Consider the following 24,261-nt stretch of genomic DNA (forward strand, 5'->3'; position numbering starts at 1 on the left):
AGTAGAACGCGCTGTGGTCTGAAGCTCTAACCGCGGGGGGCAGTCACAACGGCAACGCCATGTAAAACTGAGCCCCCTGCCCCGGCCGTGAGTAAACGCCGATGCGGCCACCGTGCAGTTGCACGATCTCCTTGCACAGGGCCAGGCCAAGCCCTGCGCCCCCTTTCTTGCGTCCGACCTGAACAAACGGCTCGAAGATTCGCCCCTGCTGGCCATAGGCGATGCCTTCGCCGTTGTCTTCGACGCTGATGATCACCCGTTCGCCGTGACGACGGGCCTGCAAGCGTATTTGCCCGTTGGGGCGGGTGTGGCGCAGGGCATTGTCGATCAGGTTGTCCAGCACGCGGTCCAGTTGCGCCTGATCGGCCTGCAAGCGTGGCATCGGGGCCTGTACCTCCACCCGCAGCTCGATGTTGTGTTCATTGGCCCGTTCGGCAAAGCGCCCTTGCGCTTGCGCCAGCAGGTCATCGACGTTGCAGGCCGCCAGGGAGAGCTTTTGCAGGCCGTTTTGATAGCGCGAGAAGTTCAGCAGGTCGTTGATCAACTGCACTAAACGCTGCATTTCGTCATTGACCGTGTTCAGCAAATCCGTTTCGCGCGTCTCTTCGGCAAAGTGCGCTCGTTCGCGGAACAAACCGAAGGCCATGTGCATGCCGGTGACCGGCGTGCGCAGTTCGTGGGAGGCGCGCAGTACGAACTCGCTGCGCACCCGCTCAAAGGCTCGCTGTTCGGTGACGTCGTGCAGCACCATCACCGCGCCGAGAATATGACCTTCGGTACGGCTGACGGGGGTCAGGCTGTAGGACAGCAGGCGCGATTGGCCATCGACTTCGATGCTCAGGTCTTCAGGTGCGCGCTCCAGCGAACCGCCCTGCAGCACCCGTTGCAGTTGCTCATCAAGCTCCGGACGTTGCAGCGAGGTGCCCAGGCCCTGGCCCAGGCGATCGTCGTCCCAGCCCAGCTGGCGCTGCGCGACCGGGTTAAAGTGCTCCAGATGCCCTTGGCGGTCGATCATCAACAAGCCGTCGTCGATGCTGTCGAGCACCGCCTGCAAGCGTTGCTGGCCGGCAAGCAGTTCGTCGACGTTGGTTGCCTGATGTTCGCGCAAGGCTTCGGCCATGAGGCCGAAGCGCCGAGTCAGCTGGATCATCTCCGCGGCCGGGGAAATCGGCAGGGTAACGTCAAAGTTGCCTTGGCCGATGTCGTCCGCCGCCTTGGCCAGCGCTTCGATGGGGGCACCAAAGCGTTGCGCGATACCGTGTGCGGTGACAAAGCCGACGATCAGCACCGCCAGCGCCACTAGGCCAAGCAGGCCGGCGACCAGCAACGCACGTTGACGGACATCGTGCTGAGTGCTGCCGATGTTCTCCAGTGCCCGTTGCTGTTCGGCAATCAGGCCGTTGCGCAGGATGTCGAGTTTTTCGGTGAGTGCCTGATTGCCGCTGAGTGTGGCGGGAGGTTCCTGTGCGTGACGGAAGGCTTCGAGGAGCGTCCGGTAGTCATTGCGAGCCTGCTGGAAGCCGTGGTGGTCGGTATCGAGGCTGTCCTCATGGGCGATGCCTTGGTCCAGTAGCTCGAAGGAGTGCCGCTCCGATGCGTGCAGCGCTTCAAGGTCGGGCGTTTCGTTGAGCATGATGGCCCGTTGATCACCCAAGGTCTGTTGCAGCTTCAGGCCCAGGTCCAGGGTGATGAAATTGTCGCGAGCCAGCCCCTCCTGATCGCTGGCCATCTGCATCACACTGACCAGTCCGAGTACCAGCCCGAGCAAGGCGACGGTCATCAATGCCGAGATGCTCAGAAACAGTCGCGTGCGCAACTTTATCGCCAGCTTCATAAGGTACTGCTCACAAATTGTACTGTTTGCGTTTGCGATACAGCGTCGAGGCGTCGATGCCCAGGGTCCTGGCTGCTTGGTCCAGGGTGCCGGAGCTGGCCAGTACCGCGCCGATGTGGGCTTTCTCCAGTTCATCCAGGCTCAACGCGGCACCGATACGTGGAGCGTTGTTGGTGGGCTGTTCAGCCATGCCCAAATGACTGATTTCCACCCGCTCCTGTGGGCAAATGATGCTCGCCCGCTCGACCGCGTTACGCAGTTCGCGGATGTTGCCGGGCCATCGGTATCCCAGTAGCGCCTCGCGTGCCTCGTCGCTGAACCCTCTGGCCGGCCGGGCGTACTCTGTGACGAAGCCGGCGAGGAAGCGGTCGGCCAGGGCCAGAATATCCTCTGCCCGTTCGCGTAGCGGTGGCAGGTGCAAGGTGATGACATTCAACCGGTACAGCAGGTCTTCACGGAAACGCCCGTCGCGGACCATGTCTTCGAGGTTGAGGTTGGTGGCGGCAAGAATCCGCACATCGGCGCGCCGGGTCACCGGGTCACCGACTCGCTCGTATTCCTTGTCCTGAATGAAGCGCAGCAGTTTGGACTGCAGGGTCAATGGAAAATCACCGATTTCATCGAGGAACAGTGTGCCGCCATCGGCCTGATTGACCCGGCCCAGGGTGCTTTCGCTGGCCCCGGTGAACGCTCCCCGGCTATGACCGAACAGCTCGCTTTCCATCAGCTCGGCCGTCAAGGACGGGCAGTTGACGGTGACGCAGGACTTCTTCGCGCGCTTGCTCCAGCCATGGATGGCCCGTGCCAGCTCGCCTTTACCCGTGCCTGACTCGCCGAGAAGCAAGATATTGGCGTCGGTGCTGGCAACTTGGCGCGCAGTTTCCAGGACGACTTTCATCGCCGGGCTGTGGGAATCCAGGCCGTTGCCGGGTTTGCGCAGTTCGCCTTCGAGGGCTTCAAGGCGTGCCGAAAGCTGGCGAACCTCCAACTGTTTGGCGGTGGCCAGTCGCAGTTGATCCGGGCTGCAAGGCTTGACCAGATAATCAGCGGCACCGGCCTGGATGGCGTCGACGGCGGTGTCCACGGCTGAGTGTGCGGTGACGATGACCACGCGCATCCACGGTGCCTGGATGCGCATTTGCGCCAGCACGTCGAGACCGTTGTCTTCGCCCAGCCGCAGGTCAAGGAAGCACAGATCGAAGACCTGGCGCTGCAGCAGGAGGTCGGCCTGGGCGGCGCTGTTGGCAGTGGCGACGCTGTAGCCTTCGTCTTCGAGGCAGTAGCGAAAGGTGCGCAGGATGGCGGCCTCATCGTCCACCAGCAGGATGCGGCCTTGATGCTCGTTGGCGAATTCCATTTTTCCTGCGCTCCTTGAATGAGTGATCTTGATTTAGTCCCGGAGAAATCAGGCAAGTTGCATGATTCATTCTGGTCGCTTCTGATCAAAACGAAGCCGATATCTGCGCAATTCATCAATAAACGTGGGTTTTTATCAGGTATTGCTGCCCATTCACGGGTGTTGGGTTGTCCTGCCTCCTTTTCTGACATCTGCAGTGCCCCATACATTCCAAAAATTTTCCATTTGCCTCAGGCCGATCGTGCATATCGCACGAGCGACCCTCGCGCATCGTGCAGGATGCGCTCAAACGGATTCTGGGTTTATTTATAACTATCTGATTTTATTGGTGTTTTAACTGAAAAGAAGCTGGCATGCCGGCTGCAATGCTCTGGTTGATCCGGGTCGCTCATGACACCGCGCCCGCAAACCCATCACCACCCGTGTGGGAGGAGCATCAGGATGAATCGCCAACGCGGCGCCCCATTGCGACTCTTGCCGCTGTGTGTCCAACAGGGACTGTCCATCGTGCTGGCGTTGGTGGTCACCCTGATCGGAGGCCAGCAGTTCTTGCGCTGGGAGCACAGTCAGCAGCCGGACGCAGGCATCGCACCAACCCTGCATATCGCCCCGCCCCGTTCCAGCGCCGTCAGCAGCCACCTACCTGACGCGACTTCCAGGCGAATGATGGACATTGATCAGGCCCGGCCTGAGTTCAAGGGGCCGCCTCAGGAGCGTTGGGTGTTCTAGGCAACAGGCCGGACGTGCGTTTCGCACATCGGGTAAGGCAGCACCACTAAATAGACGTGTAAGGAGAATCATCATGTTGAGCTGGGCAATCACATTCCTGATTATTGCCATTGTCGCTGCCGTACTTGGCTTCGGTGGTATCGCGGGCACCGCCACGGGTATCGCCAAGATTCTCTTTGTCGTGTTCCTGGTGATGTTCATCGCGTCCTTCTTCTTTGGCCGTCGCGGTGGTCGAGGCTGATCGCGAGGACTTGCTGCCAGCGCAGCCTGCCGCCCCGCGGGGCGACACTGCCAGGAACATGCAGCCAGTTTGAAAACCGAAAGGGATCAACAGGGTCTCTTTCCTTTGCGCCCACCCGAGGAGGGTGCGTGCATGACCAGGGGGCCGGGACGTTCTGATTGTTTCAGGATCGGAGTGACCTACGGGTACAGGGAGTGCCCGCGAAAGGACCGGGTCAGGCAACGCAAAGCTGCGCCGTCTGTTCGCCAATCGCTTGCAAGGTGGTGAACAGGCGGCGCGCTCACAAGTGCAAAGCATTGTCCTAGAGCGATCCCGTGATTTTTATCGGGTAATTGTTCCTGCTTCTGCCTGGCAAAGCATTTCGCAGTGTTTCCAAGTGACCGTATATCGAGATTTTTAAGATTAATTTCCGGTCATTTTTCGTCGCTGCGAGTAGGGAAATTCTGTTTTTTTTGCCCCGTATTGACTGATCAAAAAACAACCACTGTCCTCTGCGATGGCCGGTTCACGGCACTTATGCCTGCCGAAATGTCGTATTCGAACCGGTTGGGACGGCCGTTTTGTTTGAAAAAACTCATGCCGATTCGGCATAGGGTAGGCGTTTACGGCATTAGACGCGGTGTCCTTGCATCGGAATAGTTGCGCCTTTTTTCGCCTGCCAGAGAGCCGTATACACGCGTTCCGGGGCACCTTATACGGGGGTAGATGCTCAAACTTTTCCGCCATTGAGCGTTCCAGTTCGTGCATCTGCCCGAGTCAAACGCAAGTAAGGGTAATGATATGAAGAAGGCAAAGCTTAGCCTCGCCTGGCAGATCCTCATCGGTCTGGTCCTGGGTATAGCAATCGGCGCAGTGCTCAACCATTTCAGTGCTGAAAAAGCCTGGTGGATCAGCAACGTCCTGCAACCGGCGGGCGATATCTTTATCCGTCTCATCAAGATGATCGTGATCCCGATCGTGATCTCCTCGTTGATCGTCGGTATCGCTGGCGTGGGTGATGCGAAGAAGCTTGGGCGCATTGGTCTGAAGACCATCATTTACTTCGAAATCGTCACCACCATCGCCATTCTGGTGGGTCTGGTGCTGGCCAACCTGTTCCACCCGGGCTCGGGCATCGACATGAGCACCCTGGGGACTGTGGATATTTCCAAGTACCAGGCGACGGCGGCCGAGGTTCAGCATGAACATGCGTTCGTCGAAACCATCCTCAACCTGATTCCGTCGAACATCTTTGCTGCCATGGCGCGTGGCGAGATGCTGCCGATCATCTTCTTCTCGGTCCTGTTCGGCCTCGGTCTGTCGAGCCTGCAGTCCGACCTGCGCGATCCGCTGGTGAAGATGTTCCAGGGCGTATCGGAAAGCATGTTCAAGGTCACTCACATGATCATGAACTACGCACCGATCGGTGTGTTCGCACTGATCGCGGTGACCGTTGCCAACTTCGGCTTCGCGTCCCTGCTGCCGCTGGCCAAGCTGGTGATCCTGGTTTACGCCGCCATTGCCTTCTTCGGCTTTGTCGTTCTGGGCCTGATCGCACGCCTGTTCGGTTTCTCGGTGCTCAAGCTGATACGCATCTTCAAGGATGAGCTGGTGCTGGCCTACTCCACCGCGAGCTCGGAAACCGTGCTGCCGCGCGTGATCGAGAAGATGGAAGCCTACGGCGCGCCGAAAGCCATTTGCAGCTTCGTGGTGCCGACCGGTTACTCGTTCAACCTCGACGGTTCGACCCTGTACCAGAGCATCGCGGCAATCTTCATTGCCCAGCTGTACGGCATCGACCTGTCGATCAGCCAGCAACTGCTGCTGGTACTGACCCTGATGGTCACCTCCAAAGGTATCGCCGGCGTACCGGGTGTGTCCTTCGTGGTGCTGCTGGCCACCCTGGGCAGCGTGGGTATTCCGTTGGAAGGCCTGGCGTTCATCGCCGGTGTCGACCGCATCATGGACATGGCCCGTACCGCACTGAACGTGATCGGCAACGCCCTGGCCGTACTGGTTATCGCGCGTTGGGAAGGCATGTACGACGATGCCAAGGGCCAGCGCTACTGGAACTCCCTGCCGCACTGGCGCAGCAAAGAGAAGCTGCCGGTCGGCGAGACTTCCAGCAACTGAGTTCGCCGACATGATCGTTCCCGCGCCCTGCGTGGGAATGCATCCCCGGACGCTTTGCGTCCGGCCCACAAACCCCGGAGAAATCCGGGGTTTGTCGTTTCTGCCCACCCCGCTATCATTCGCGCATCTTTTGGGGGAATTTGACTGATGCTCAATGGCCTGTGGCTTGGCTTTTTCGTCGTGGCGGCCGTTTCGGCACTGGCGCAGTGGTTGATCGGTGGCAATGCCGGGATCTTCGCGGCGATGGTGGAAAGCATCTTCGCCATGGCCAAGCTGTCGGTCGAAGTGATGGTGCTGTTGTTCGGCACCTTGACCCTGTGGCTGGGCTTTCTGAAAATCGCCGAGAAGGCCGGTATCGTCGAATGGCTGGCCAAGGCCCTGGGGCCACTGTTCCTGCGCCTGATGCCGGAAGTACCGGCCGGCCATCCGGCCATCGGCCTGATCACCCTCAACTTTGCGGCCAACGGCCTGGGCCTGGACAACGCCGCCACGCCGATCGGTCTCAAGGCCATGAAGGCGTTGCAGGAGCTCAACCCCAGCGCAACAGTGGCCAGTAACGCGCAGATTCTGTTCCTGGTGCTCAACGCGTCGTCACTGACCCTGTTGCCGGTGACCATCTTCATGTACCGCGCCCAGCAAGGCGCGCCCGATCCGACCCTGGTGTTCCTGCCCATCCTGCTGGCGACCAGTTGCTCGACCCTGGTCGGCCTGTTGTCGGTGGCGTTCATGCAGCGTCTGCGCCTGTGGGACCCGGTGGTGCTGGCTTATCTGATTCCGGGTGCGCTGGTACTGGGTGCCTTCATGGCCTTGCTGGCGACGCTCTCGGCCACCGCGCTGGCCGGCCTGTCGTCGATCCTTGGCAACCTGACGCTGTTTGGGCTGATCATGCTGTTCCTGGTGATTGGTGCGCTGCGCCAGGTCAAGGTCTACGAAACATTCGTCGAGGGCGCCAAGGAAGGCTTCGACGTGGCCAAGAACCTGCTGCCGTACCTGGTGGCGATGCTCTGTGCGGTGGGTGTGCTGCGAGCCTCCGGCGCGCTGGACTTCGGCCTGGACGGGATTCGTCATCTGGTGGAGTGGGCTGGCTGGGACACCCGTTTCGTCGACGCCCTGCCGACGGCGATGGTCAAACCGTTCTCGGGCAGCGCAGCGCGCGCCATGTTGATTGAAACCATGAAGACGTCGGGGGTGGACAGCTTCCCGGCGCTGGTCGCGGCAACGATCCAGGGCAGCACCGAAACCACCTTCTACGTACTGGCGGTGTACTTCGGCGCCGTGGGCATCCAGCGCGCGCGGCACGCCGTGGGCTGCGCCCTGCTGGCGGAACTCGCCGGGGTGCTGGGCGCGATCGGGGTGTGCTACTGGTTCTTTGGGTAGTCCGCTATCTCTGTGGCGAGGGTGCTGACTGAAGGTTTCGTGGAAGCGTTCTGCTGCCCCTGCTCCACCGTCCACGCAATCACCTGCCTGGTCAGCGAATCGCCAGCCTGGCCGAACCCGGTCACCACGGCGGGCACTTTCACATCGTTCAATGGCTGGCGCACTTCAAAGCGCCGGCTGGCGAGGATGCGCTGGTCGGTGCCGCGCACCAGCAATGCATCCAGGCGAATCACCACCTGTGCACGGTTGCCCTGATACTCGGTCTGGAAGGCCTGCAGGTTGCCGCCCAGTTCCAGGTCGGTCTGAAAGTTACTGTCGTCGGTGCTCAGCAGGCCTACGCGGCCGTCCTGGGTAAAACCATCGAGCAGACGGTTGCGCAGCAGGATTGGCGTCGCGTCGCTCCAGCGCGAAGCCTTGTAGCTGCTGATCAGGTCACCTTGCGGGATCACGGCGATCTTGGCGCTGTTCAGCACGTCACCCGCCTGCGGTTTGGCGACCTTCAGCGACCAGCGTACCGAACTGGCGTGGGTCGACGGCTCGCTACCCTGGGCTGCGGGAAGGCGATAGATATCCTGTGGCTCCGGTTTGGGGAGGATCGAGCAGGCGCCGGTCAGTGCCAGGCTTGCCAGCAGCGTGCCGTGGGCGAAAGTGCGGTAGACACCTTTCATGGTGTGAACTCCTTGTCATTGTCGCCGCCCAGCAGGTAGCCGCCGGGGTTGGCTTCGAGGCGACGTGAAATGGCTCGCAGCGAACTCAGGGTGTCGCGCAGTTCGCGCACGGCCGGTGCCAGGCCGTTGAGTCCCTGCATGCCGTTGTTCAATGCGGCCTGATTGCTGCTCAGCAGCGTGTTGATAGTCGCCGTGCTCTGCTCCAGGGATTTCATGGCGTGCTCGGCACTGCCGAACATCTGTTTGCCCTGGTCATTGAGCAGGCCGTTGGCGTTACGCATCAACGCGGCGGTCTGCTCTATGGCGGCACCGGCCTGCTTGCCGACAACCGCCAGTTGTTGCAGGGCCTGGCGGATATCGCCGCGCTGGTCGGCAATGGCCCCGGTGGTTTGTTCCAGATGATCGAGAGTCTTGCTCAGGCGCTCGACGTTTTCCGGCGATAGCATCTGGTTGGCGTTGTACAGCAGTTGGTTGATGCTGCTCATCACGTCGTCGCTGTTGTTCAGCAACCGTGCGATGGGCGACGGCGAGGCGACGATAGTCGGCAATTTACCGTCCTCGCCTCGCAGTTCCGGGCTTTTAGGGGTGCCGCCGCTGAGCTGGATGATCGAGGTGCCCGTAATACCGGTCAGTGTCAGTTTGGCCTGAGTGTCTTCCTTGACCGGGGTGTCGCCGCCCAGGCGAATCCGTGCCAGCACCCGGCGGGGATCGTCGGGGTCCAGGCGCAAGCTCACCACATCGCCGACCTTGATCCCGCTGTATTGCACGGCACTGCCTTTGGACAAGCCGCTCACGGCCTCGTTGAAGACGACTTCATAATCCTTGAACTCCGTGTCGACACTGGACTTGGCCAGCCACAGGCCGAACAGCAAGGCGCCGGCTACGACGATTACAGTGAACAGGCCGATCAATACATGATGGGCTCGGGTTTCCATGTCATACCTCGTTGAGCTGTGAAGCGGCTGTCAGCGCCGCGCGGCCGCGTGGGCCATGGAAGTATTCGTGAATCCACGGGTCGTTGGTCTCGGACACGACGTCGATCGCATCGGCCACCAGCACCTTTTTCTGCGCCAGCACCGCCACCCGGTCGGTGATGGTGTAGAGCGTGTCGAGGTCGTGGGTCACCAGGAACACACTCAGTCCCAATGCATCGCGCAGCGTCAGGATCAACTGATCGAATGCGGCTGCACCGATAGGGTCGAGGCCCGCGGTCGGTTCATCGAGAAACAGGATGTCCGGGTCCAGCGCCAGTGCCCGGGCCAGTGCAGCACGTTTGATCATGCCGCCGGACAGCGAGGCCGGGTACTTGTCGGCCGCCGACAGGGGCAAGCCGGCGAGGGCCAGTTTCACGGCGGCCAGGTGCTCGGCATCGTCGCGACTTAGCCCCGCGTGTTCGATCAGCGGCAGCGCGACGTTTTCCGTCACGGTCAGCGACGAGAACAATGCGCCCTTCTGGAACAGCACGCCGAAGCGTCGCTCGACCATTGAGCGCTCATGCTCCGACAAGTTGGGCAGGTTCTTGCCAAATACTGTCACGTTGCCTTCGCTGGGCTGGCGCAGGCCGACGATGCTGCGCAGCAACACCGACTTGCCGCTGCCGGAACCACCCACTACGGCGAGGATCTCGCCCTTGTACAGATCCAGATCGAGGTTCTCATGCACGCTTTGCTTGCCGAAGCGGTTGCACAGTCCACGGACTTCGATCACCGCTTCGGTGGGTGCACGGGGTAAGCGACTCACCAGCCCATCTCCATAAAGAACAGCGCGGCCACCGCATCCAGCACGATCACCACAAAAATCGACTGCACCACGCTTGAGGTCGTGTGTGCGCCCACGGACTCGGCGCTGCCGCTGACCTTGAAGCCTTCCAGGCAGCCGATGGCGGCGATCAGGAAGGCGAAGATCGGTGCTTTGACCATGCCCACCAGAAAGTGCTGAACGCCAATGTCCGATTGCAGCAAGGACAGGAACATCGCCGGCGAGATATCCAGCGAGAGGGCGCAGACCACCCCGCCGCCAACAATCCCCGAGAGCATGGCCAGGAACGTCAGCATGGGCAGAGCCACCAGCAGTGCCAGCACTCGTGGCACCACCAGCAATTCGGTCGGGTCCAGGCCCAAGGTGCGGATGGCATCGATTTCTTCATTGGCCTTCATGGAGCCGATTTGCGCGGTGAAGGCACTGGCGGTGCGGCCAGCCATGAGGATCGCGGTCAGCAATACGCCAAATTCACGTAAAAACGAGAAAGCCACCAGGTCCACGGTAAAAATGCTCGCGCCAAAGCTGGCGAGTACCGTCGCCCCGAGGAACGCCACCACCGCGCCCACCAGGAAGGTCAGCAAGGCGACGATGGGGGCGGCGTCGAGCCCGGTTTGTTCGATGTGTGCCACCATCGGGGTGATCCGCCAGCGCTTGGGGCGAAACAGCCCACGGGCGATGGTTTCCAGGATCAGGCCGACAAAACCCAGCAGTTGCAGGGTGTCTTGCCAGACGGTATCGACAGCGCGACCAATCCGGGTCAGCAACTGGACGCCGACGCTGATGTCGGGCTCTTTGACGGGGATACAGAAGTCGGCCATTGAGCAATAGACCGTTTGCAGCAGCGCGCGGTCGGCGGCTGACAGGCTGCAGTCGGGGTGTTCGGCCGATTTGCCGAGGCGCTCGGCCCCCAGCAGTTCGACCAGCAAGGAAGCGCCTGCCGTGTCGAGTGCACCCAGTCCGTTAAGGTCAATGGTGGCGCGCTCGTCGTACTGACCTTTGAGGGTTTCACGCAGGCGCTTGAGGTCGGCGTAATGGGCGAGCGTCCAGTCCCCCGTGATCCTCAGCAGCGCGGGGGTCTGCGAGGTATCGAGTCGGGCACTGCCGGCTATCGTATTGCTCATAAGCTCCTTGCTTGTTCGGCTAATGCGAAGTGCTACGTAATAGCATGATCGCCGTTACTTTGCCTCGTTCGGCGCCTGATTGTTTTGACCTGCGTCGCTCACGACGAAGCGCAGGACACCAATCACCTGACCGTCTTCGGTCAGTACCTGAACCTGCCATTTGCCCACCGGATTGCCGGGGAAGTTCTGCTTGTGGGTCCAGGCCCGGTAGCCTTCCTTGCGCCCGCCGTGGATATCCAGGGCAATGCGGTCGACCTCTTTGCCGTTGAATTTCCAGACGTGATAAATCCGCTCGTCCAGCCCGCGCGGGGCGTTGATCGCGGTGTAGGCGTACAGGCCATCGCGGCTCAGTTGGGCAACGCTGACCTGATGCAGGCTGTCGCCTGGCGTACGGTCCTGCAGTTGGGTGCTGATGGCCACCTCGGTCATCCACAAGGTGGCCGGCGGTACCCACGAGCGCATGAACCAGCCGGTAGCGCCGATGACCAGGGTGATGCACAGCACGCTCAGCCCGCCGCGCACTGTGCGAATCGGAAAGATCGAGGCCAGGCTTGGGAACGACAGCAGCATGGCGGTGCCCAGTGCCAGCTTGAAGCTCTGCGCAGTGGTCAGGTGCAGGATGATCGGCAATGCAGTCAGCAGGGCGGCGAACAGCGTCAGGGTGTGCATGGCCAGGAACAACCAGCGACGCGGCGCCAGCCACTTGTAGTACAGGGGGTCGATGATCGAGATCAGCGCCGCGGCGCCGAGCAGCCCGGTGAACACCAGTTGCCCGCTGTTCCAGGCGGTCGTGATGAAAAAGAACGGCAGGACGAAGAACAGGCTTTCCTGGTGGATCATCTGCGTGGCATAGCGCAGCAGAGGTTGCGGGATTTCGCGCTTGAACACCTTGGCGAACAGCTCTGTCAGGCTGTTTTCCAGCATCAGCCAGACCCAACTGACCAGCATGATGATTGCAATCCAGGTCGCCAGGCCTTGTTGGCGGTCAACCAGGATGAAGCTGCCGACCCCCGAGATGAAACCACCCAGGGCAATGACCCCGGGGTAGCGCTTCATCAGTTCGAGAATGCGCTGTAGGGTCTGGGGGAGATTAGGCATTGGACGGTTCACAGTGCTCAAGGGAAAAACCCGCACAGGATACCGCTGGCACACTGATGTTGCGAGAAGCCCGTGGCGAGGGAGCCAGTGCCCTCGCGATCGTTACGGGTGCCTGCGATGCCAACGCCAGCCCAGCACCCCGAACACCAACACCCCCAATACGCCACCCAACAACCACAGCACCTGGTCATCGCTGAGCAGTGGCTTCTCGATTCGCAGGTAACCCGGCTGGTCGAGCAGTGCATGCAGGGCCAGGTTGGCCTGTTTGAGCGTCACCGCGCGCAAGCGTCTGGCGGGGTTGTCGAAGAGCCCGTCTTCATAGTCTGACAGGGCGCTCCAGTAGTAGTCGGCCAATGCGCTGTTGCCTTGCACGGCCCAGGCCTGCCGGGCAATGGCCGCCTGTTTCAGGCGCTCGAAGCCGACAGGGTCGAGGCCGTTTTTCAGCAGGTCGGCCTTGAGCTCATCCAGGACCTGCTGCGCTTGTGGCAGGTCATCGCGCTCAAGATCCGCATTGAGGCTCATGAAGCCTACGCCGCCGAACACTTCGCGTTCGGCGGAGGGGCCATAGGACAAACCATGCGCCAGCCGTAGCTGACGGTAAAGCGCCCAGTCGAGGTAGTCCTTGAGCAGATCGAAGGTCTCGTCGTACTGATCGTCGAGCACCGGCTCCGGGAGCAGCCAGTGCAGCCTGGCACCGTCGCCCACCCATCCGTGGATCAGGTTGCGCCGGGCCTGGGCGGTGTTCTGGATCTGCGGCAGGGGCGGATGCGCAGTGGGCTCGATCGGCTTGAGTTGACCGAAAGTGCGTTCCAGGTAAGCCGGCAGCAGGCGATCGAGGTCGCCCACGACAATCAGCGTCATGTTATTGGGCGCATACCAGTCCTTGCGCACCCGCTTCAATTGTTCGCGGGTCAGATGATGGACTTCGGCCCGCTCCGGGCACTTGAGGCCCAACTCCACGGCCAGTTGATTACTGGCCGTGTGGCCCAGGTCCTGGCGGTCGAGCCAGCGTTGCAGGTGGGTGTAGTGGCCACCCTCTTCGCGTTCAACCACCTGTTTGGCGGCGCGGATGGCCGTGTCGTAGATGCGGGTTTCGGTCAGCAGTGCCAACAGGACGTCCAGGACCTTACGCTGGTTTTTCGCCGGGGCTTCGATGACGAACGTGGTGTCGGCATTGCTGGTGTAGGCGTTCCATTCACCCCCCAGCCCCTGCATGCGCTCTTCAAGCCCACCCTCGCCCCCGGCGTCGATGCCGCTGAACAGCACATGCTCAAGCAGGTGAGGCAGTTCTTTGTCGGCGCAGGCGAAATCATCAAGGCCAACCCCAACCACCAGACGAATGGCGACATGGCCGCGTTCACTGCCGGGTTTGAGCAGGATCTGCAGGCCGTTTGGCAGCACGTAACCTTCAACCTGAAAGCGGTCCATGGCCCATGAGCAGGTGGAGCCGAGCAGCAGACACGCGAACAACAGACAACGCATAACAACCTTCCTGGCGGGTAGAGGCGGGAGCGAGGATTTTCATTCAGCTTTTGTAGGGACTTTCTACAACGCTAGACGTTCAGGGTGAATGGGTAATGTCAGCCATGTCCTCGACAGCCAAGGCTCCGGTTTCGGAGGTTTCCAGCACCACGTAGGCGCTGCCGCAGAATAGTGAGTTCAAGCGCTTCATGTCGGCAATCAGCTCCAGGTGCAGCGAGCTGGTCTCGATGCTTTGTACGATTTTCCGTTGCAGGCGGCTGACGTGGGCATGGGCCAGGCGTCTCTCCTGAGCCCGAAAGCGGCGTTTCTCGCGCAACAGCTGCCGGGCACTTTCCTTGTCGGCGCTGAGAAACACCGACAGCCCCAGGCGCAGGTTGGCGATCAATTGATGGTGCAGCCCGGCCAGTTCTTCCAGGCCGACGTCGGAAAAGGAGCGACGCTGTGAGGTCTTTTGCTGCTGAACCTTGCGCAGCATACGTTCGATCAGGTCCGACGCGAGCTTCAGGTTGATCGCCAGCTCGATGGTTTCCGCCCAGCGCCGGCTGTCCTGGTCGCTGAGGTCTTCGCGGGGCATCTGCGCCAGGTAGAGCTTGATCGCGCTATAGAGGGCTTCAACGTCATCGCTCAAGCGGCGCACCTCCTGGGTGACGGCGGTCTGCTTGCCGCGCAGCACGTCGAGCATGGCTTCGAGCATGTTATCGATCAGGTCGCCGATGCGCAGGGTTTCCCGGGAGGCGTTGGCCAGGGCCAGGCTCGGGGTGGTGAGGGCTGTTGGGTCCAGATGTCGGGGTTTGGCTTGACCGTTGGTTTCCGGCCGCTCCGGTAGCAGCCAGGCGCAGAGCCGTGCCATCGGGCTGACGGTGGGCAGCAGGATCAAGCAGCGAAGAGTGTTGTAGAGCAGATGAAAACCGATCACCAGGCCCTGCGGGCTGAAATCAAGGCTGTCCATCCAGTGCACCAGCGGGTCGAGTACCGGAATGATCAACAGCAGGCCGATCATTTTGTACAGCAGGCTACCCAGCGCGACTTGCCGCCCCGCGGCGTTTTGCATGCTGGTGCTGAGAAATGCCAGCACCCCGCTGCCGATGTTGGCGCCAATGACCAGGCCAATGGCCACTGGCAGGCTGATCACTCCGGCGCCGGCAAGGGTCGCGGTGAGCAGCACTGCTGCCAGGCTGGAGTAGGAAATCATCGCGAACAGTGCGCCGATCAGGGCATCGAGCAGGATGTCGCCGGTCAGCGAAGCAAACAGCACCTTGACGCCTTGGGCATGGGTGATGGGAGCCGCGGCTTCGACGATCAGTTGCAGGGCCAGGATAATCAGCCCCAGGCCAATCCCTACCCGGCCGAGTTGGCCTGCGCGAGTTTGCTTGCGCGAGAGAAAGAGAATCACCCCCAGGAAAATCAGCAGCGGCGACAGCCAGGACAGATCCAGGGTCAGGACCCGGGCCATCAGCGCGGTACCGACATCGGCACCGAGCATGGTCGCCAGGGCCGGCGTCAGTGCCATCAGGCCCTGGCCGACGAATGAAGTCACCAGCATCGCGGTGGCGTTGCTGCTCTGGACCATGGCGGTCACCAGGATCCCGGCGATGAAGGCCAGCCAGCGCTTGGACATGTTGCGGCCAATGACGTGGCGCAGGTTGGAACCGTAGACCCGCAGGATGCCGGTTCGGACGATGTGCGTGCCCCAGATCAGCAGAGCCACCGCAGACAGTAGATTGAGCAGGGTCAGCATAGTGGGCCCCTGGGTACATAGCGCCCCAAAGGGGCAAGTTGACGGTGCTGCGTAACGTTATGGATTCTGTACTTAAGCTGTAGTTGGCGAATGGTCCTGACGCCAGCATCGCATAGCTAAAGAGGTGATTGAAACAAAACCGTCATGAAAACAGCGTTCTGCAGACATGAAAAAGGGGCTCGAAAGCCCCTTTTCCTACAGCGCACTCGGGTTATTGACCCGGAATGTCCTTGCGCAGTTTTACCGGCTCGTGAGCCAGGTTCTTCTTTTTCGCCATTGCCGAGCGCATTTTGATGTTGAACGCTTCGACCGCCAGCGAGAACGCCATGGCGAAGTAGACGTAGCCTTTTGGCACATGCACTTCGAAGGCTTCGGCGATCAGCACGGTACCCACCACCAGCAGGAACGACAGCGCCAGCATTTTCAGCGACGGGTGCTTGTCGATGAACTCACTGATTTTGCCGGCTGCCAGCATCATCACCAGCACTGCAACGACGATCGCGGCGACCATGACCGGGACATGGGACACCATGCCGACGGCGGTAATGACCGAGTCCAGGGAGAACACGATGTCGATGATCGCGATCTGGATGATCGTGTAGAGGAAATTGCCGCCCTTACCGCTTGGCTCGTCGGCTGTTTCGTCTTCACCTTCCAGCGCGTGGTACATCTCCTGGGAGCTTTTCCACAGCAGGAACAGGCCACCGAAGAACAGGATCAGGTCCCGCCCGGAAATACCCTGGCCGAAGATTACAAACAGGTCCGCGGTCAGGCGCATGACCCAGGTGATCGACAGCAGTAACAGGATCCGGGTGATCATGGCCAGGGCCAGGCCAAAGATCCGGGTACGTGCCTGCATATGCTTGGGCATGCGGCTGACCAGGATCGAGATCATGATGATGTTGTCGATGCCCAGAACGATTTCCAGGGCCGTAAGTGTGAAGAAGGCAACCCAGATCTCCGGGTTGGTCAGCCATTCCATGTGTATTCCTTTGAGCGAGTGTTAAACCACGACGCCAGCCGCTTCAAACATCGAAGTCAGGCTGGCGGCGCAGTGATGTGGGGATGTTACAGGGTGCTGAACAATGGAAAAATACCCATCAGCAACGCGGCGACCAGTATGCACAAGCAAACCAGCACTGCCCACTTGAGGGTGAAGCGCTGGTGATCGCCGAATTCGATCCCGGCCAGCGCCACCAGCAGGTAGGTCGAAGGTACCAGCGGGCTCAGCAAGTGTACGGGCTGGCCAACGATCGAGGCACGGGCCATTTCCACGGCGGTGATGCCATAGTGGCTGGCGGCTTCGGCGAGAACCGGTAACACGCCGTAATAAAATGCATCGTTGGACATGAAGAACGTGAACGGCATGCTCACCAGTGCGGTGATCACGGCCAGGTACGGCCCCAGGAACTCCGGAATCACGGCCAGCAAGCTTTTGGACATGGCATCGACCATGCCGGTGCCGGACAGGATACCGGTGAAGATACCCGCGGCAAAGATCAACCCGACGACTGCGAGTACGCTGCCGGCGTGCGCCGCCACGCGGTCCTTCTGTTGTTGCAGGCATGGGTAGTTGACGATCATCGCGATACTGAACGCGACCATGAACAGCACGGGCAGTGGCAGCAGGCCGGCGATCAGGGCGCACATCAGGACCAGCGTCAGGGCACCGTTGAACCAGATCAGCTTCGGACGACGGGCGTCCGGGAACTGGGAAACGCTGATTTCGCTGTGGTCGATCTCATCGCCTGCCAGGTGCAATTCACCCAGGCGTGCACGCTCACGCTTACCGTACAGGTAGGCAATCGCCAGGATCGCCAGCACGCCGGCAAGCATGGCCGGGATCATCGGCACGAAAATGTCCGACGGGTCGACATGCAATGCGCTGGCGGCACGGGCGGTCGGGCCGCCCCAGGGGGTCATGTTCATCACGCCACCGGCGAGGATGATCAGGCCGGCCATGATCCGCGGGCTCATGCCGATGCGGCTGTACAACGGCAGCATGGCGGCCACGCAGATCATGTAGGTGGTCGCGCCGTCACCGTCCAGGGACACGACCAGGGCCAGCACGGCGGTGCCGACGGACACCTTCAGCGGGTCGCCCTTGACCAGCTTGAGGATCTTGCGCACCGCCGGGTCAAACAGGCCGGAGTCGATCATCAGCGCGAAATAGAGGATGGCGAACATCAGCATCACCCCGGTCGGGGCCAGCTTGGTGATGCCTTCGAGCATCATCGGGCCGATCTTCGGCGCAAAGCCACCGAACAGGGCAAACAGGATCGGAACGATGATCAGGGCGATCAGCGCCGACAGGCGCTTGGTCATGATCAGGTACATGAACGTGATGACCATGGCAAAGCCAAGGAAAGTCAGCATGGGAATACTCCAGGCGTAGCGCGACTAGGGAATGGCGGACCGGATGGGGTCAGCGCAGAACGGGAGGCACGAGGCGTACGAAGGGAGTCGGGGCGAACAGGCGGGTAGGAGCGAACATCAGAATCACCATTGTTGTTGTTAAATGGGCCGGGCAAACGATGCAACGTTCGCGTCGGCCAACCGGTCTATTGCCGGTAGTGAGGCGATCCTAATCGGCCAACCTTTCAGCTACCTTTCGCAGTACAAACAGCGGACGAGATGTTCAAGGTCGCAGGTTGACGCCTAAAGTAATGGGCTGGACGCCGACCGAACGGCCCGAAGCCTGAGTAGGGAGATCTGCACATGAGCGAACTTCACGCCGGCGGATGCCATTGCGGGCAACTGCGTTATGAATTCAGTGGGCCATTGCGCGACATCGCCCATTGTCACTGTTCGATATGCCGACGGGTCAGCGGAGGCCTGGTGACCACCTGGATCACCCTGCCCCGCTCTGCATTCCGATGGCTGGCCGGGACTGCAGCGCGGTACGACTCTTCTGAGAACTGTGCGCGATATTTCTGCGCCCATTGTGGCGCACACCTGGCGCTGATCACTCAGCTGAGCCCGGACACCATCGACGTGACCATTGCCACCCTCGACCATCCTGAGCAAGCTCCGGCCGACCGGCACATCTGGACCGACAGCCGCTTGCCCTGGCTGCACCTGGATGAGCAGTTGCCTGAAGAGGCACAGGAAAGCCTGTAACCCAGGCCTCAAGGCAGCTCCAGGCCTCCGGCTGCCTTGTGCAGGGCTCGCAGGTGTTCACCCAATTGCTTGAGGTTGGCCTCGCTGGCTGCAATTTCTGCTGCGCGCGCGGGTTCCAGCAGCGCCCTCACCTCTTTGTCCAGATCGCCGGTCAGCGCCAGCAGTTTCTTCTGCCGGGTGCTGCTCTCCGATTCCAGACGTTGCCATTCATTGGCTTGCGGCAGTCCATAGCCTCCCCGGTCGAGCAATTCCGCGGGGCGGCTGAGGAAGCCGCTGTTAGCGAGAATCTGCTGCAAGGTCTGGTTGGCTTTGTCCATGCCGCCGTTCGTCAGCTCGCGGGCGTCCAGGTAACGTTGTTTCACTTCATTCTGGGCCAGCATCAGTTGCTGGCGGAAACTGGCCTGCTCCAGCAACAGCAGAGCGGCGCTGGTCCGCAGGTCGGCCTGGTCAAACCACGGGCGGCGTTCTGCGGCGCTCAAGGCCAGCCAGTCTTCAACCTTGTCCTGTCTGATCGGCAGGTGTTTTTTCAGTACCTCGAACATGGCTTGGTAACGGTCACGGAACGAGTCGAAGCGATAGCCAAGGCGCAAGGCTTCACGTGGGTCATCAAGCACGCTGGTGTCCGCCAGTCCCCGGGCCTTGAGCACTTCCAGCAAGCCGTTGGGCATGATGCTGTCCAGTCCGGTCAACTGCGGATTGTGGCTGCCGCTGCGCAACAGCTTCAGGCTTTCGACCGCGCAGTTGTTGGACAGGAAGAAGTAGTTACCGTCGTAACTCCAGTGCATCTCCGCCGCGTGCTCAACCACCTCTTCGATTTCGCTGCGCGACAGATTGAGCGGTACCGAGGCCAGGCTGCGCAGTTCGGTCTTGGTGTACTCGTCGATGACCTGGGACAGCGGCAACACGAAAAGCCGCGACGGGTACTTGCCGACCAGACCGTCCCAGCTCGAGAGCTGTACGTCACCGACGAACGCGCGGTAGGACAATACCAATGAGTATTCCAGGTCCAGGCGACAGTCCGGCCCGCGTGGGCGCCCTGGTGCACAGATCACCAGGCGCAACATGCTGTGGCCCCAGCGACTGACCAGGTTCTGGTTGGCTTCGGCCAACAGGTAGTCAACGGCGTAGACCCGTTCAGGATCGACCTGCCCCAGCGGCTGCCTGGCGAAGTCGTTGCCGGCGTTCAGGAAGGCGTAGGACGTGGCGCAGGTGTCTTTGGTGGCGGGTGCCCATCCAAAGTGCTCCTGGTAATAGCGATACAACGCCGGTCGGCGGCAGGCGTAACTCGGGTCGAGAAGGAAGTACTCCATGTTGACCGCGACGAATTCCTTGGGGCTGCTGGTCTCGTAGAGATCCGGGCTGCGGACGATCTGGCGGTTGTGTTGCTCACGTTCACCCCGACGACCGACGTACTGCTGCCAGCCGGCCAGGTCCAGCAGGCGTGGGTCGTCACTCAGGGTAAAGCGGCGCCCCGTCTGGCCACGGCACTGATCGGGGATGCCGACCAGTCCCGAACTGTTGTTCTGTCGCGTGCAGCGCTGGATCAGCACACGCTCGGGGCCTGACCACAGGCGCGCACGGTCGTAGATGTGGGTGAGTTCGTGCAGCACCGTGGCGAGCATTTCCCGGCGTACGGTGCCGTGCGGACGATGGGTTTTTTTCGTCGCGGCGCTGCCGTCGGTCAGGCTGGCCAGCAGCTTGCGATTGAGATCGAGCTCCGACACCAGCGATGCCTGGCCGTAAGCGTTGCTCGGCATGTTGTCGGTCCAGCCGACATCGATGCGGCGGTCCAGTTGCTCGATGAAGCGTGGCGGCAGTGCCTGCATCGCTTCATCCAGCAGTGCCTGGCTGGCCTGTTGCTCTGCCGGGCTCAAGCCTTCGGTCTTGAGGTGTAGTTGCAGGCTGGCTTGCGCTGTACCGCCGAGCAGCAACAGGCATGCACTCAGCAGCCAGGTGACGAGCGACCTCACAGTGCGAGGATAGCTTCGGCGAGGACCTGATCACTGGCGTCGCGAGCTTCAGGCACGCGGGTGCGCAAGGTGTCGAAGGCGGCTTCCAGGTGCGCGCCACGGATATCACCGTTGCTGGCAACGAAACTGGCGGCATCGTCCCGGGCTTCACGGATGACTTTCATGTCGCGGATCGAGGTGGTGGTATCGGATGTGAAATCCAGGGTGCGCTGGGTCGCGCGGATCAATATGTTGCTGGTGGCTACCAGGGTGTGTGCCTGGGCCACATCGGCCAATAACAGCAGGCCAAGGGTGGCAGCAATCAGCGGGTTACGCATGGAACGACTCCGGAAGAACAGGGATAACTATTGGACGAGAATTGTCTGTGCCAGTTCAAGCTCGCTGACACGAAGTTTTGGCGGAGCCTGGCGCAGGTAAACCAGGGCAGGCTCCAGGCGCACGGCTCGGGACAGAGCCTGCGCGGAGGAAGCGGGGCCGGTCAGGCCGACCCCGTTGACGTGCAATCAGATGGTCAGGATGGCCTGAGCCAGCTGTGCATCGGTCGCGCTCAGCTGTGGAACCTGCTTGCGGATGTGCTCCAGAGCGCTTTCCAGGCGAACGCCACGGATGGCGCCTTCGCTGGCCACGAAGCTGGCTGCATCGTCGCGAGCCGCTCGGACGATCTTGTCGTCGCGGAACGAAGAGGTGACATCGGAGGTCGCGTCGGAAGTGGCTTTGAGTGCGCCGACAATTGCGTCAGTGGTAGCGATCAGGCTGGTCGCGTGCGAGTTGGCGGCAACGGCCAGCAGGGCCGCAGCGCTGAGCAGACGAAGACGGGACATGGGGGTAACTCCTGTTGATGAACAAAAACCAAAAAGTGGTGCTGAATACGCCGGGCAACCACTGTGTGTCGCGTTGAAGCTGTGAATCAGACGCGTCATACGCAGTGTTCGCCACGTGTTCTTGGATATTAGGCCGTTGTCCAAGGGTTCGAATAGTCCCATCGCACTTTGTCACACCTCCTATCGCCAGAATGGCCTATCCAGTTCGGCTGCTCGGTCCGAGTGGCTCAGGCCTATGTCGTGCAGTTGCTGGTCATTGAGTTGCGCCAGCAGACGCCGGGTCCGTGCCCTCTCCATGCATCGACCGGTAGCCGCAAACAGGCGGGCCATCAGCGTGAGAGTGCTAAAGCGCCGGGGGCGTGGGAGCGAAATATCGAGTGAGCGGTCCATGATGAAGTCCTCGCGCAGAGGCTGGTAAAGCAGCCTTGGGAGAACAGGGTGAGCTTTTCTGTGGCACTGGAGCAGCTACAGCCGCATTTAATTGTACTGGTTCAGTTGTTTTATGTTTGAAACTGTACCTGTCTGGCATCAACGCTTCTGTACCGACGTTTTTTCAGCCCTGAAACGACAAAACCCGTCGCGATTGCCCGCGACGGGTTTTGTGTATGCAATTCAGGGTGCTGGCGGTGGACCCGGTGGGTCAGGGCCAGCGACGCTAACTTAGCGCCAGAACGGCTTGCTCAGCTCTTCGTAACGCTGTGCTTCGCTAATCCCTGCGTCAGCCAGCAGACGCGAATCCAGGCGAGCCAGTTGGTGGCGGCTGGAGATGCGGCGTTGCCACAGCATCAGGTTGGCGAGAACGCGCAGAGGCATGGAAGCCTGGATTTTTTCAGCTTTGTCTTCGAAGAACAGTTCGGAACTGAGTGTACGTTCCATGATTGACATCCTTCCGCTTGTGGCGGGATTAGGTAGTGGTTTAACTGGTGCCCATGATCCTCTCGTTTGGCCAGTCTCTCTAGATACAGTTCACCTGTATTGTGAGGGACCAGTTAACTGTTAATAGGGGGTGTACTGGTCTAAATTGAGGCAACTGTACCTATCTGCACTGTAGTAGTGCATTTTTAGGGTTTTTGTCTTGAGAGGTAGGCAAATAGGGTAGGAAAAGGCCGGTACAGTAGTACAGTTTTTGCTGAATGCTGATGGAGTGAGGGCGAGCTGACGAAACTGTGTTTGCGCCAGCCGCCTTCTGTATCAATCACACGGCGAGCATGCGACCGGTTTCTTCCAGGTTCATGTGCCAGCTGAGGGCCTCGCGCAGGATGTGTGGCGTGTGTCCGCCGAGGGCGCAAGCCTTGTCGAAGTAGTCATTCAGCGCCTGGCGGTAGTCCGGGTGCACACAGTTGTCGATGACCACCCGGGCCCGCTCACGAGGTGCCAGGCCGCGCAGGTCGGCAAGGCCGATCTCGGTGACCAGGATGTCCACATCATGTTCGGTGTGGTCAACGTGGCTGACCATCGGCACCACGCTGGAAATCGCCCCGCCCTTGGCAATCGACTTGGTGACGAAGATCGACAGGTGCGCGTTACGGGCAAAGTCTCCCGAACCGCCGATGCCGTTCATCATCCGCGTGCCGCAAACGTGGGTGGAGTTGACGTTGCCGTACAGGTCGAACTCCAGGGCGGTGTTGATGCCGATGATGCCCAGGCGACGAACCACTTCAGGGTGGTTGGAGATCTCCTGCGGGCGCAGCACCAGCTTGTCCTTGTAGCGCTCCAGATTGCCGAACACATCGGCATTGCGTCGGCTCGACAGGGTAATCGAACTGCCCGAGGCAAAGCTCAGTTTGCCGGCGTCGATCAGGTCGAAGGTCGAGTCCTGCAGCACTTCGGAGTACATGGTCAGGTCTTCGAATGGCGAGTCGATCAACCCGCACATCACGGAGTTGGCGATGTTGCCAATACCGGCTTGCAGCGGCCCGAGCTTGTTGGTCATGCGCCCGGCGTCCACTTCCTGCTTGAAGAAGTCGATCAGGTGGTCGGCAATCGCCTGGGTCTCGCTGTCGGGCGGCAACACCGTGGACGGTGAGTCGGACTGATTGGTGATGACGATCGCGACGATCTTTTCCGGCGGGATCGGGATGGCGGTGCTGCCAATGCGATCATCGACCTTGACCAGCGGGATCGGGGTGCGGGTCGGGCGGTAGGTCGGGATATAGATGTCGTGCAGACCTTCCAGGTTCGGGTTGTGCGCCAGGTTGATCTCGATGATCACCTGCTGGGCGAAAATCGCGAAACTGGCGGAGTTGCCGACTGAGGTCGTGGGCACGATATGGCCTTGTTCCGTGATTGCCACGGCTTCAATCACCGCGATGTCCGGCAGCTTGAGTTGCTGGTTGCGCAGTTGCTCCACGGTTTCCGACAGATGCTGGTCAATGAACATGACTTCGCCGGCGTTGATCGCCTTGCGCAGTGTGCTGTCGACCTGGAACGGCATGCGACGGGCCAGCACGCCGGCCTCGGTGAGCTCTTTGTCGAGGTCGTTGCCCAGGCTTGCGCCGGTCATCAGGCTGATCTTCAGCGGCGTGACCTTGGCGCGCTCAGCGAGTGCATGGGGCACGGCCTTGGCTTCGCCGGCGCGGGTGAAGCCGCTCATGCCGACGGTCATGCCGTCCTGAATCAGAGCGGCAGCATCGGCGGCGCTCATCACCTTATCCAACAACGAAGGCAAGCGAATACGGTCACGGTACATGGATGGTTATCTCGGGCAACGAAAGCAAGGAGCGCAGTCTAGTGATTTCAAAAAAATTCGTCCCGCTACCATGGTCGAATGCCGACCGTTGATTTAGAGCCTTTGGTCGGGTTTTAGCGGGTAATAAAAAACCCCAGCCTACT

Annotated in this window: 23 protein-coding genes; 5 read left to right on the forward strand and 18 right to left on the reverse strand. The window is 60.7% G+C overall.

Going from position 1 to position 24,261, the window contains the following annotated elements; translation table 11 throughout:
* Nucleotides 1-43: 43 nt before the first annotated feature.
* Both AC3WQN_RS03435 and algB read right to left on the reverse strand, forming a co-directional pair.
* A complete protein-coding gene (locus AC3WQN_RS03435) occupies nucleotides 44-1,834 on the reverse strand; it encodes an ATP-binding protein (RefSeq protein WP_103398670.1) in 1,791 nt (596 codons plus the stop codon).
* 10 nt (nucleotides 1,835-1,844) lie between these two features.
* Entirely contained in the window at nucleotides 1,845-3,191 is a 1,347-nt protein-coding gene (gene algB / locus AC3WQN_RS03440; RefSeq protein WP_103398671.1) for a sigma-54-dependent response regulator transcription factor AlgB, read from the reverse strand.
* 441 nt (nucleotides 3,192-3,632) lie between these two features.
* On the opposite strand from algB, the gene AC3WQN_RS03445 reads away from it, so the two are divergent.
* The 4 genes from AC3WQN_RS03445 (at nucleotide 3,633) to AC3WQN_RS03460 (ending at nucleotide 7,650) form a co-directional block, all read left to right on the forward strand.
* A complete protein-coding gene (locus tag AC3WQN_RS03445; protein ID WP_103398672.1) occupies nucleotides 3,633-3,920 on the forward strand; it encodes a hypothetical protein in 288 nt (95 codons plus the stop codon).
* 73 nt (nucleotides 3,921-3,993) lie between these two features.
* On the forward strand, nucleotides 3,994-4,161 hold the full coding sequence (locus tag AC3WQN_RS03450; protein WP_095147059.1) for a DUF1328 domain-containing protein: 168 nt from the start codon (nucleotides 3,994-3,996) through the stop codon (nucleotides 4,159-4,161).
* A 780-nt stretch (nucleotides 4,162-4,941) separates the two neighbouring features.
* The gene (gene gltP, locus AC3WQN_RS03455) at nucleotides 4,942-6,273 is read left to right on the forward strand and encodes a glutamate/aspartate:proton symporter GltP (protein WP_103398673.1); all 1,332 of its coding nucleotides are present in this window, start codon (nucleotides 4,942-4,944) and stop codon (nucleotides 6,271-6,273) included.
* Nucleotides 6,274-6,420: 147 nt separating this feature from the next.
* On the forward strand, nucleotides 6,421-7,650 hold the full coding sequence (locus AC3WQN_RS03460; protein WP_103398674.1) for a nucleoside recognition domain-containing protein: 1,230 nt from the start codon (nucleotides 6,421-6,423) through the stop codon (nucleotides 7,648-7,650).
* Here the strand turns inward: AC3WQN_RS03460 and AC3WQN_RS03465 are convergent.
* The 9 genes from AC3WQN_RS03465 to AC3WQN_RS03505 form a co-directional block, all read right to left on the reverse strand.
* Nucleotides 7,632-8,318 carry an ABC-type transport auxiliary lipoprotein family protein gene (locus AC3WQN_RS03465; protein ID WP_103398675.1) on the reverse strand — a complete coding sequence of 229 codons (687 nt, stop codon included), beginning with the start codon at nucleotides 8,316-8,318 and terminating at the stop codon, nucleotides 7,632-7,634. The genes AC3WQN_RS03460 and AC3WQN_RS03465 overlap by 19 nt on opposite strands.
* A complete protein-coding gene (locus tag AC3WQN_RS03470; RefSeq protein ID WP_103398676.1) occupies nucleotides 8,315-9,253 on the reverse strand; it encodes an MlaD family protein in 939 nt (312 codons plus the stop codon). Before AC3WQN_RS03470 ends, AC3WQN_RS03465 begins: the two co-directional genes overlap by 4 nt.
* 1 nt (nucleotide 9,254) lies before the next feature.
* Complete coding sequence (locus AC3WQN_RS03475; protein WP_103398677.1) at nucleotides 9,255-10,058, reverse strand: ABC transporter ATP-binding protein; 804 nt, start codon at nucleotides 10,056-10,058, stop codon at nucleotides 9,255-9,257.
* Entirely contained in the window at nucleotides 10,055-11,200 is a 1,146-nt protein-coding gene (locus AC3WQN_RS03480; protein ID WP_103398678.1) for an ABC transporter permease, read from the reverse strand. The genes AC3WQN_RS03475 and AC3WQN_RS03480 overlap by 4 nt, the downstream gene beginning before the upstream one ends.
* 54 nt (nucleotides 11,201-11,254) lie before the next feature.
* Entirely contained in the window at nucleotides 11,255-12,298 is a 1,044-nt protein-coding gene (locus AC3WQN_RS03485; RefSeq protein ID WP_103398679.1) for a DUF5924 family protein, read from the reverse strand.
* A gap of 102 nt (nucleotides 12,299-12,400) precedes the next feature.
* Entirely contained in the window at nucleotides 12,401-13,780 is a 1,380-nt protein-coding gene (locus tag AC3WQN_RS03490; protein WP_103398680.1) for a M16 family metallopeptidase, read from the reverse strand.
* A 79-nt stretch (nucleotides 13,781-13,859) separates the two neighbouring features.
* A complete protein-coding gene (locus tag AC3WQN_RS03495; RefSeq protein ID WP_103398681.1) occupies nucleotides 13,860-15,518 on the reverse strand; it encodes a Na/Pi cotransporter family protein in 1,659 nt (552 codons plus the stop codon).
* A gap of 211 nt (nucleotides 15,519-15,729) precedes the next feature.
* On the reverse strand, nucleotides 15,730-16,500 hold the full coding sequence (locus AC3WQN_RS03500) for a TerC family protein (RefSeq protein ID WP_103398682.1): 771 nt from the start codon (nucleotides 16,498-16,500) through the stop codon (nucleotides 15,730-15,732).
* Nucleotides 16,501-16,586: 86 nt separating this feature from the next.
* Nucleotides 16,587-17,894: a CitMHS family transporter gene (locus AC3WQN_RS03505; RefSeq protein ID WP_103398683.1), complete on the reverse strand. Its 1,308-nt coding sequence runs from the start codon at nucleotides 17,892-17,894 to the stop codon at nucleotides 16,587-16,589.
* 342 nt (nucleotides 17,895-18,236) lie between these two features.
* On the opposite strand from AC3WQN_RS03505, the gene AC3WQN_RS03510 reads away from it, so the two are divergent.
* Nucleotides 18,237-18,638 (forward strand): GFA family protein, encoded by a 402-nt coding sequence (locus tag AC3WQN_RS03510; protein ID WP_103398684.1) that lies wholly within the window; start codon nucleotides 18,237-18,239, stop codon nucleotides 18,636-18,638.
* Between the two features lie 8 nt (nucleotides 18,639-18,646).
* Here the strand turns inward: AC3WQN_RS03510 and AC3WQN_RS03515 are convergent, their stop codons facing one another.
* The 7 genes from AC3WQN_RS03515 to scpC form a co-directional block, all read right to left on the reverse strand.
* Nucleotides 18,647-20,608, reverse strand: coding sequence for a DUF7844 domain-containing protein (locus tag AC3WQN_RS03515; RefSeq protein ID WP_103398685.1), 1,962 nt, complete (start codon nucleotides 20,606-20,608; stop codon nucleotides 18,647-18,649).
* Nucleotides 20,605-20,925, reverse strand: coding sequence for a DUF2388 domain-containing protein (locus AC3WQN_RS03520; RefSeq protein WP_095083395.1), 321 nt, complete (start codon nucleotides 20,923-20,925; stop codon nucleotides 20,605-20,607). The genes AC3WQN_RS03515 and AC3WQN_RS03520 overlap by 4 nt, the downstream gene beginning before the upstream one ends.
* A 27-nt stretch (nucleotides 20,926-20,952) precedes the next feature.
* Nucleotides 20,953-21,048, reverse strand: coding sequence for a DUF2388 domain-containing protein (locus AC3WQN_RS03525; RefSeq protein ID WP_371850668.1), 96 nt, complete (start codon nucleotides 21,046-21,048; stop codon nucleotides 20,953-20,955).
* 63 nt (nucleotides 21,049-21,111) lie between these two features.
* Nucleotides 21,112-21,429: a DUF2388 domain-containing protein gene (locus AC3WQN_RS03530; RefSeq protein ID WP_095083393.1), complete on the reverse strand. Its 318-nt coding sequence runs from the start codon at nucleotides 21,427-21,429 to the stop codon at nucleotides 21,112-21,114.
* Between the two features lie 180 nt (nucleotides 21,430-21,609).
* The gene (locus AC3WQN_RS03535; protein ID WP_103398686.1) at nucleotides 21,610-21,819 is read right to left on the reverse strand and encodes a DUF1127 domain-containing protein; all 210 of its coding nucleotides are present in this window, start codon (nucleotides 21,817-21,819) and stop codon (nucleotides 21,610-21,612) included.
* Between the two features lie 270 nt (nucleotides 21,820-22,089).
* Nucleotides 22,090-22,305, reverse strand: coding sequence for a DUF1127 domain-containing protein (locus tag AC3WQN_RS03540; protein ID WP_103398687.1), 216 nt, complete (start codon nucleotides 22,303-22,305; stop codon nucleotides 22,090-22,092).
* Nucleotides 22,306-22,624: 319 nt separating this feature from the next.
* Nucleotides 22,625-24,118 carry a succinyl-CoA:acetate CoA-transferase ScpC gene (gene scpC, locus AC3WQN_RS03545; RefSeq protein WP_103398688.1) on the reverse strand — a complete coding sequence of 498 codons (1,494 nt, stop codon included), beginning with the start codon at nucleotides 24,116-24,118 and terminating at the stop codon, nucleotides 22,625-22,627.
* Nucleotides 24,119-24,261 lie beyond the last annotated feature (143 nt).

The sequence above is a fragment of the Pseudomonas sp. FW300-N1A1 genome, assembly GCF_058789115.1.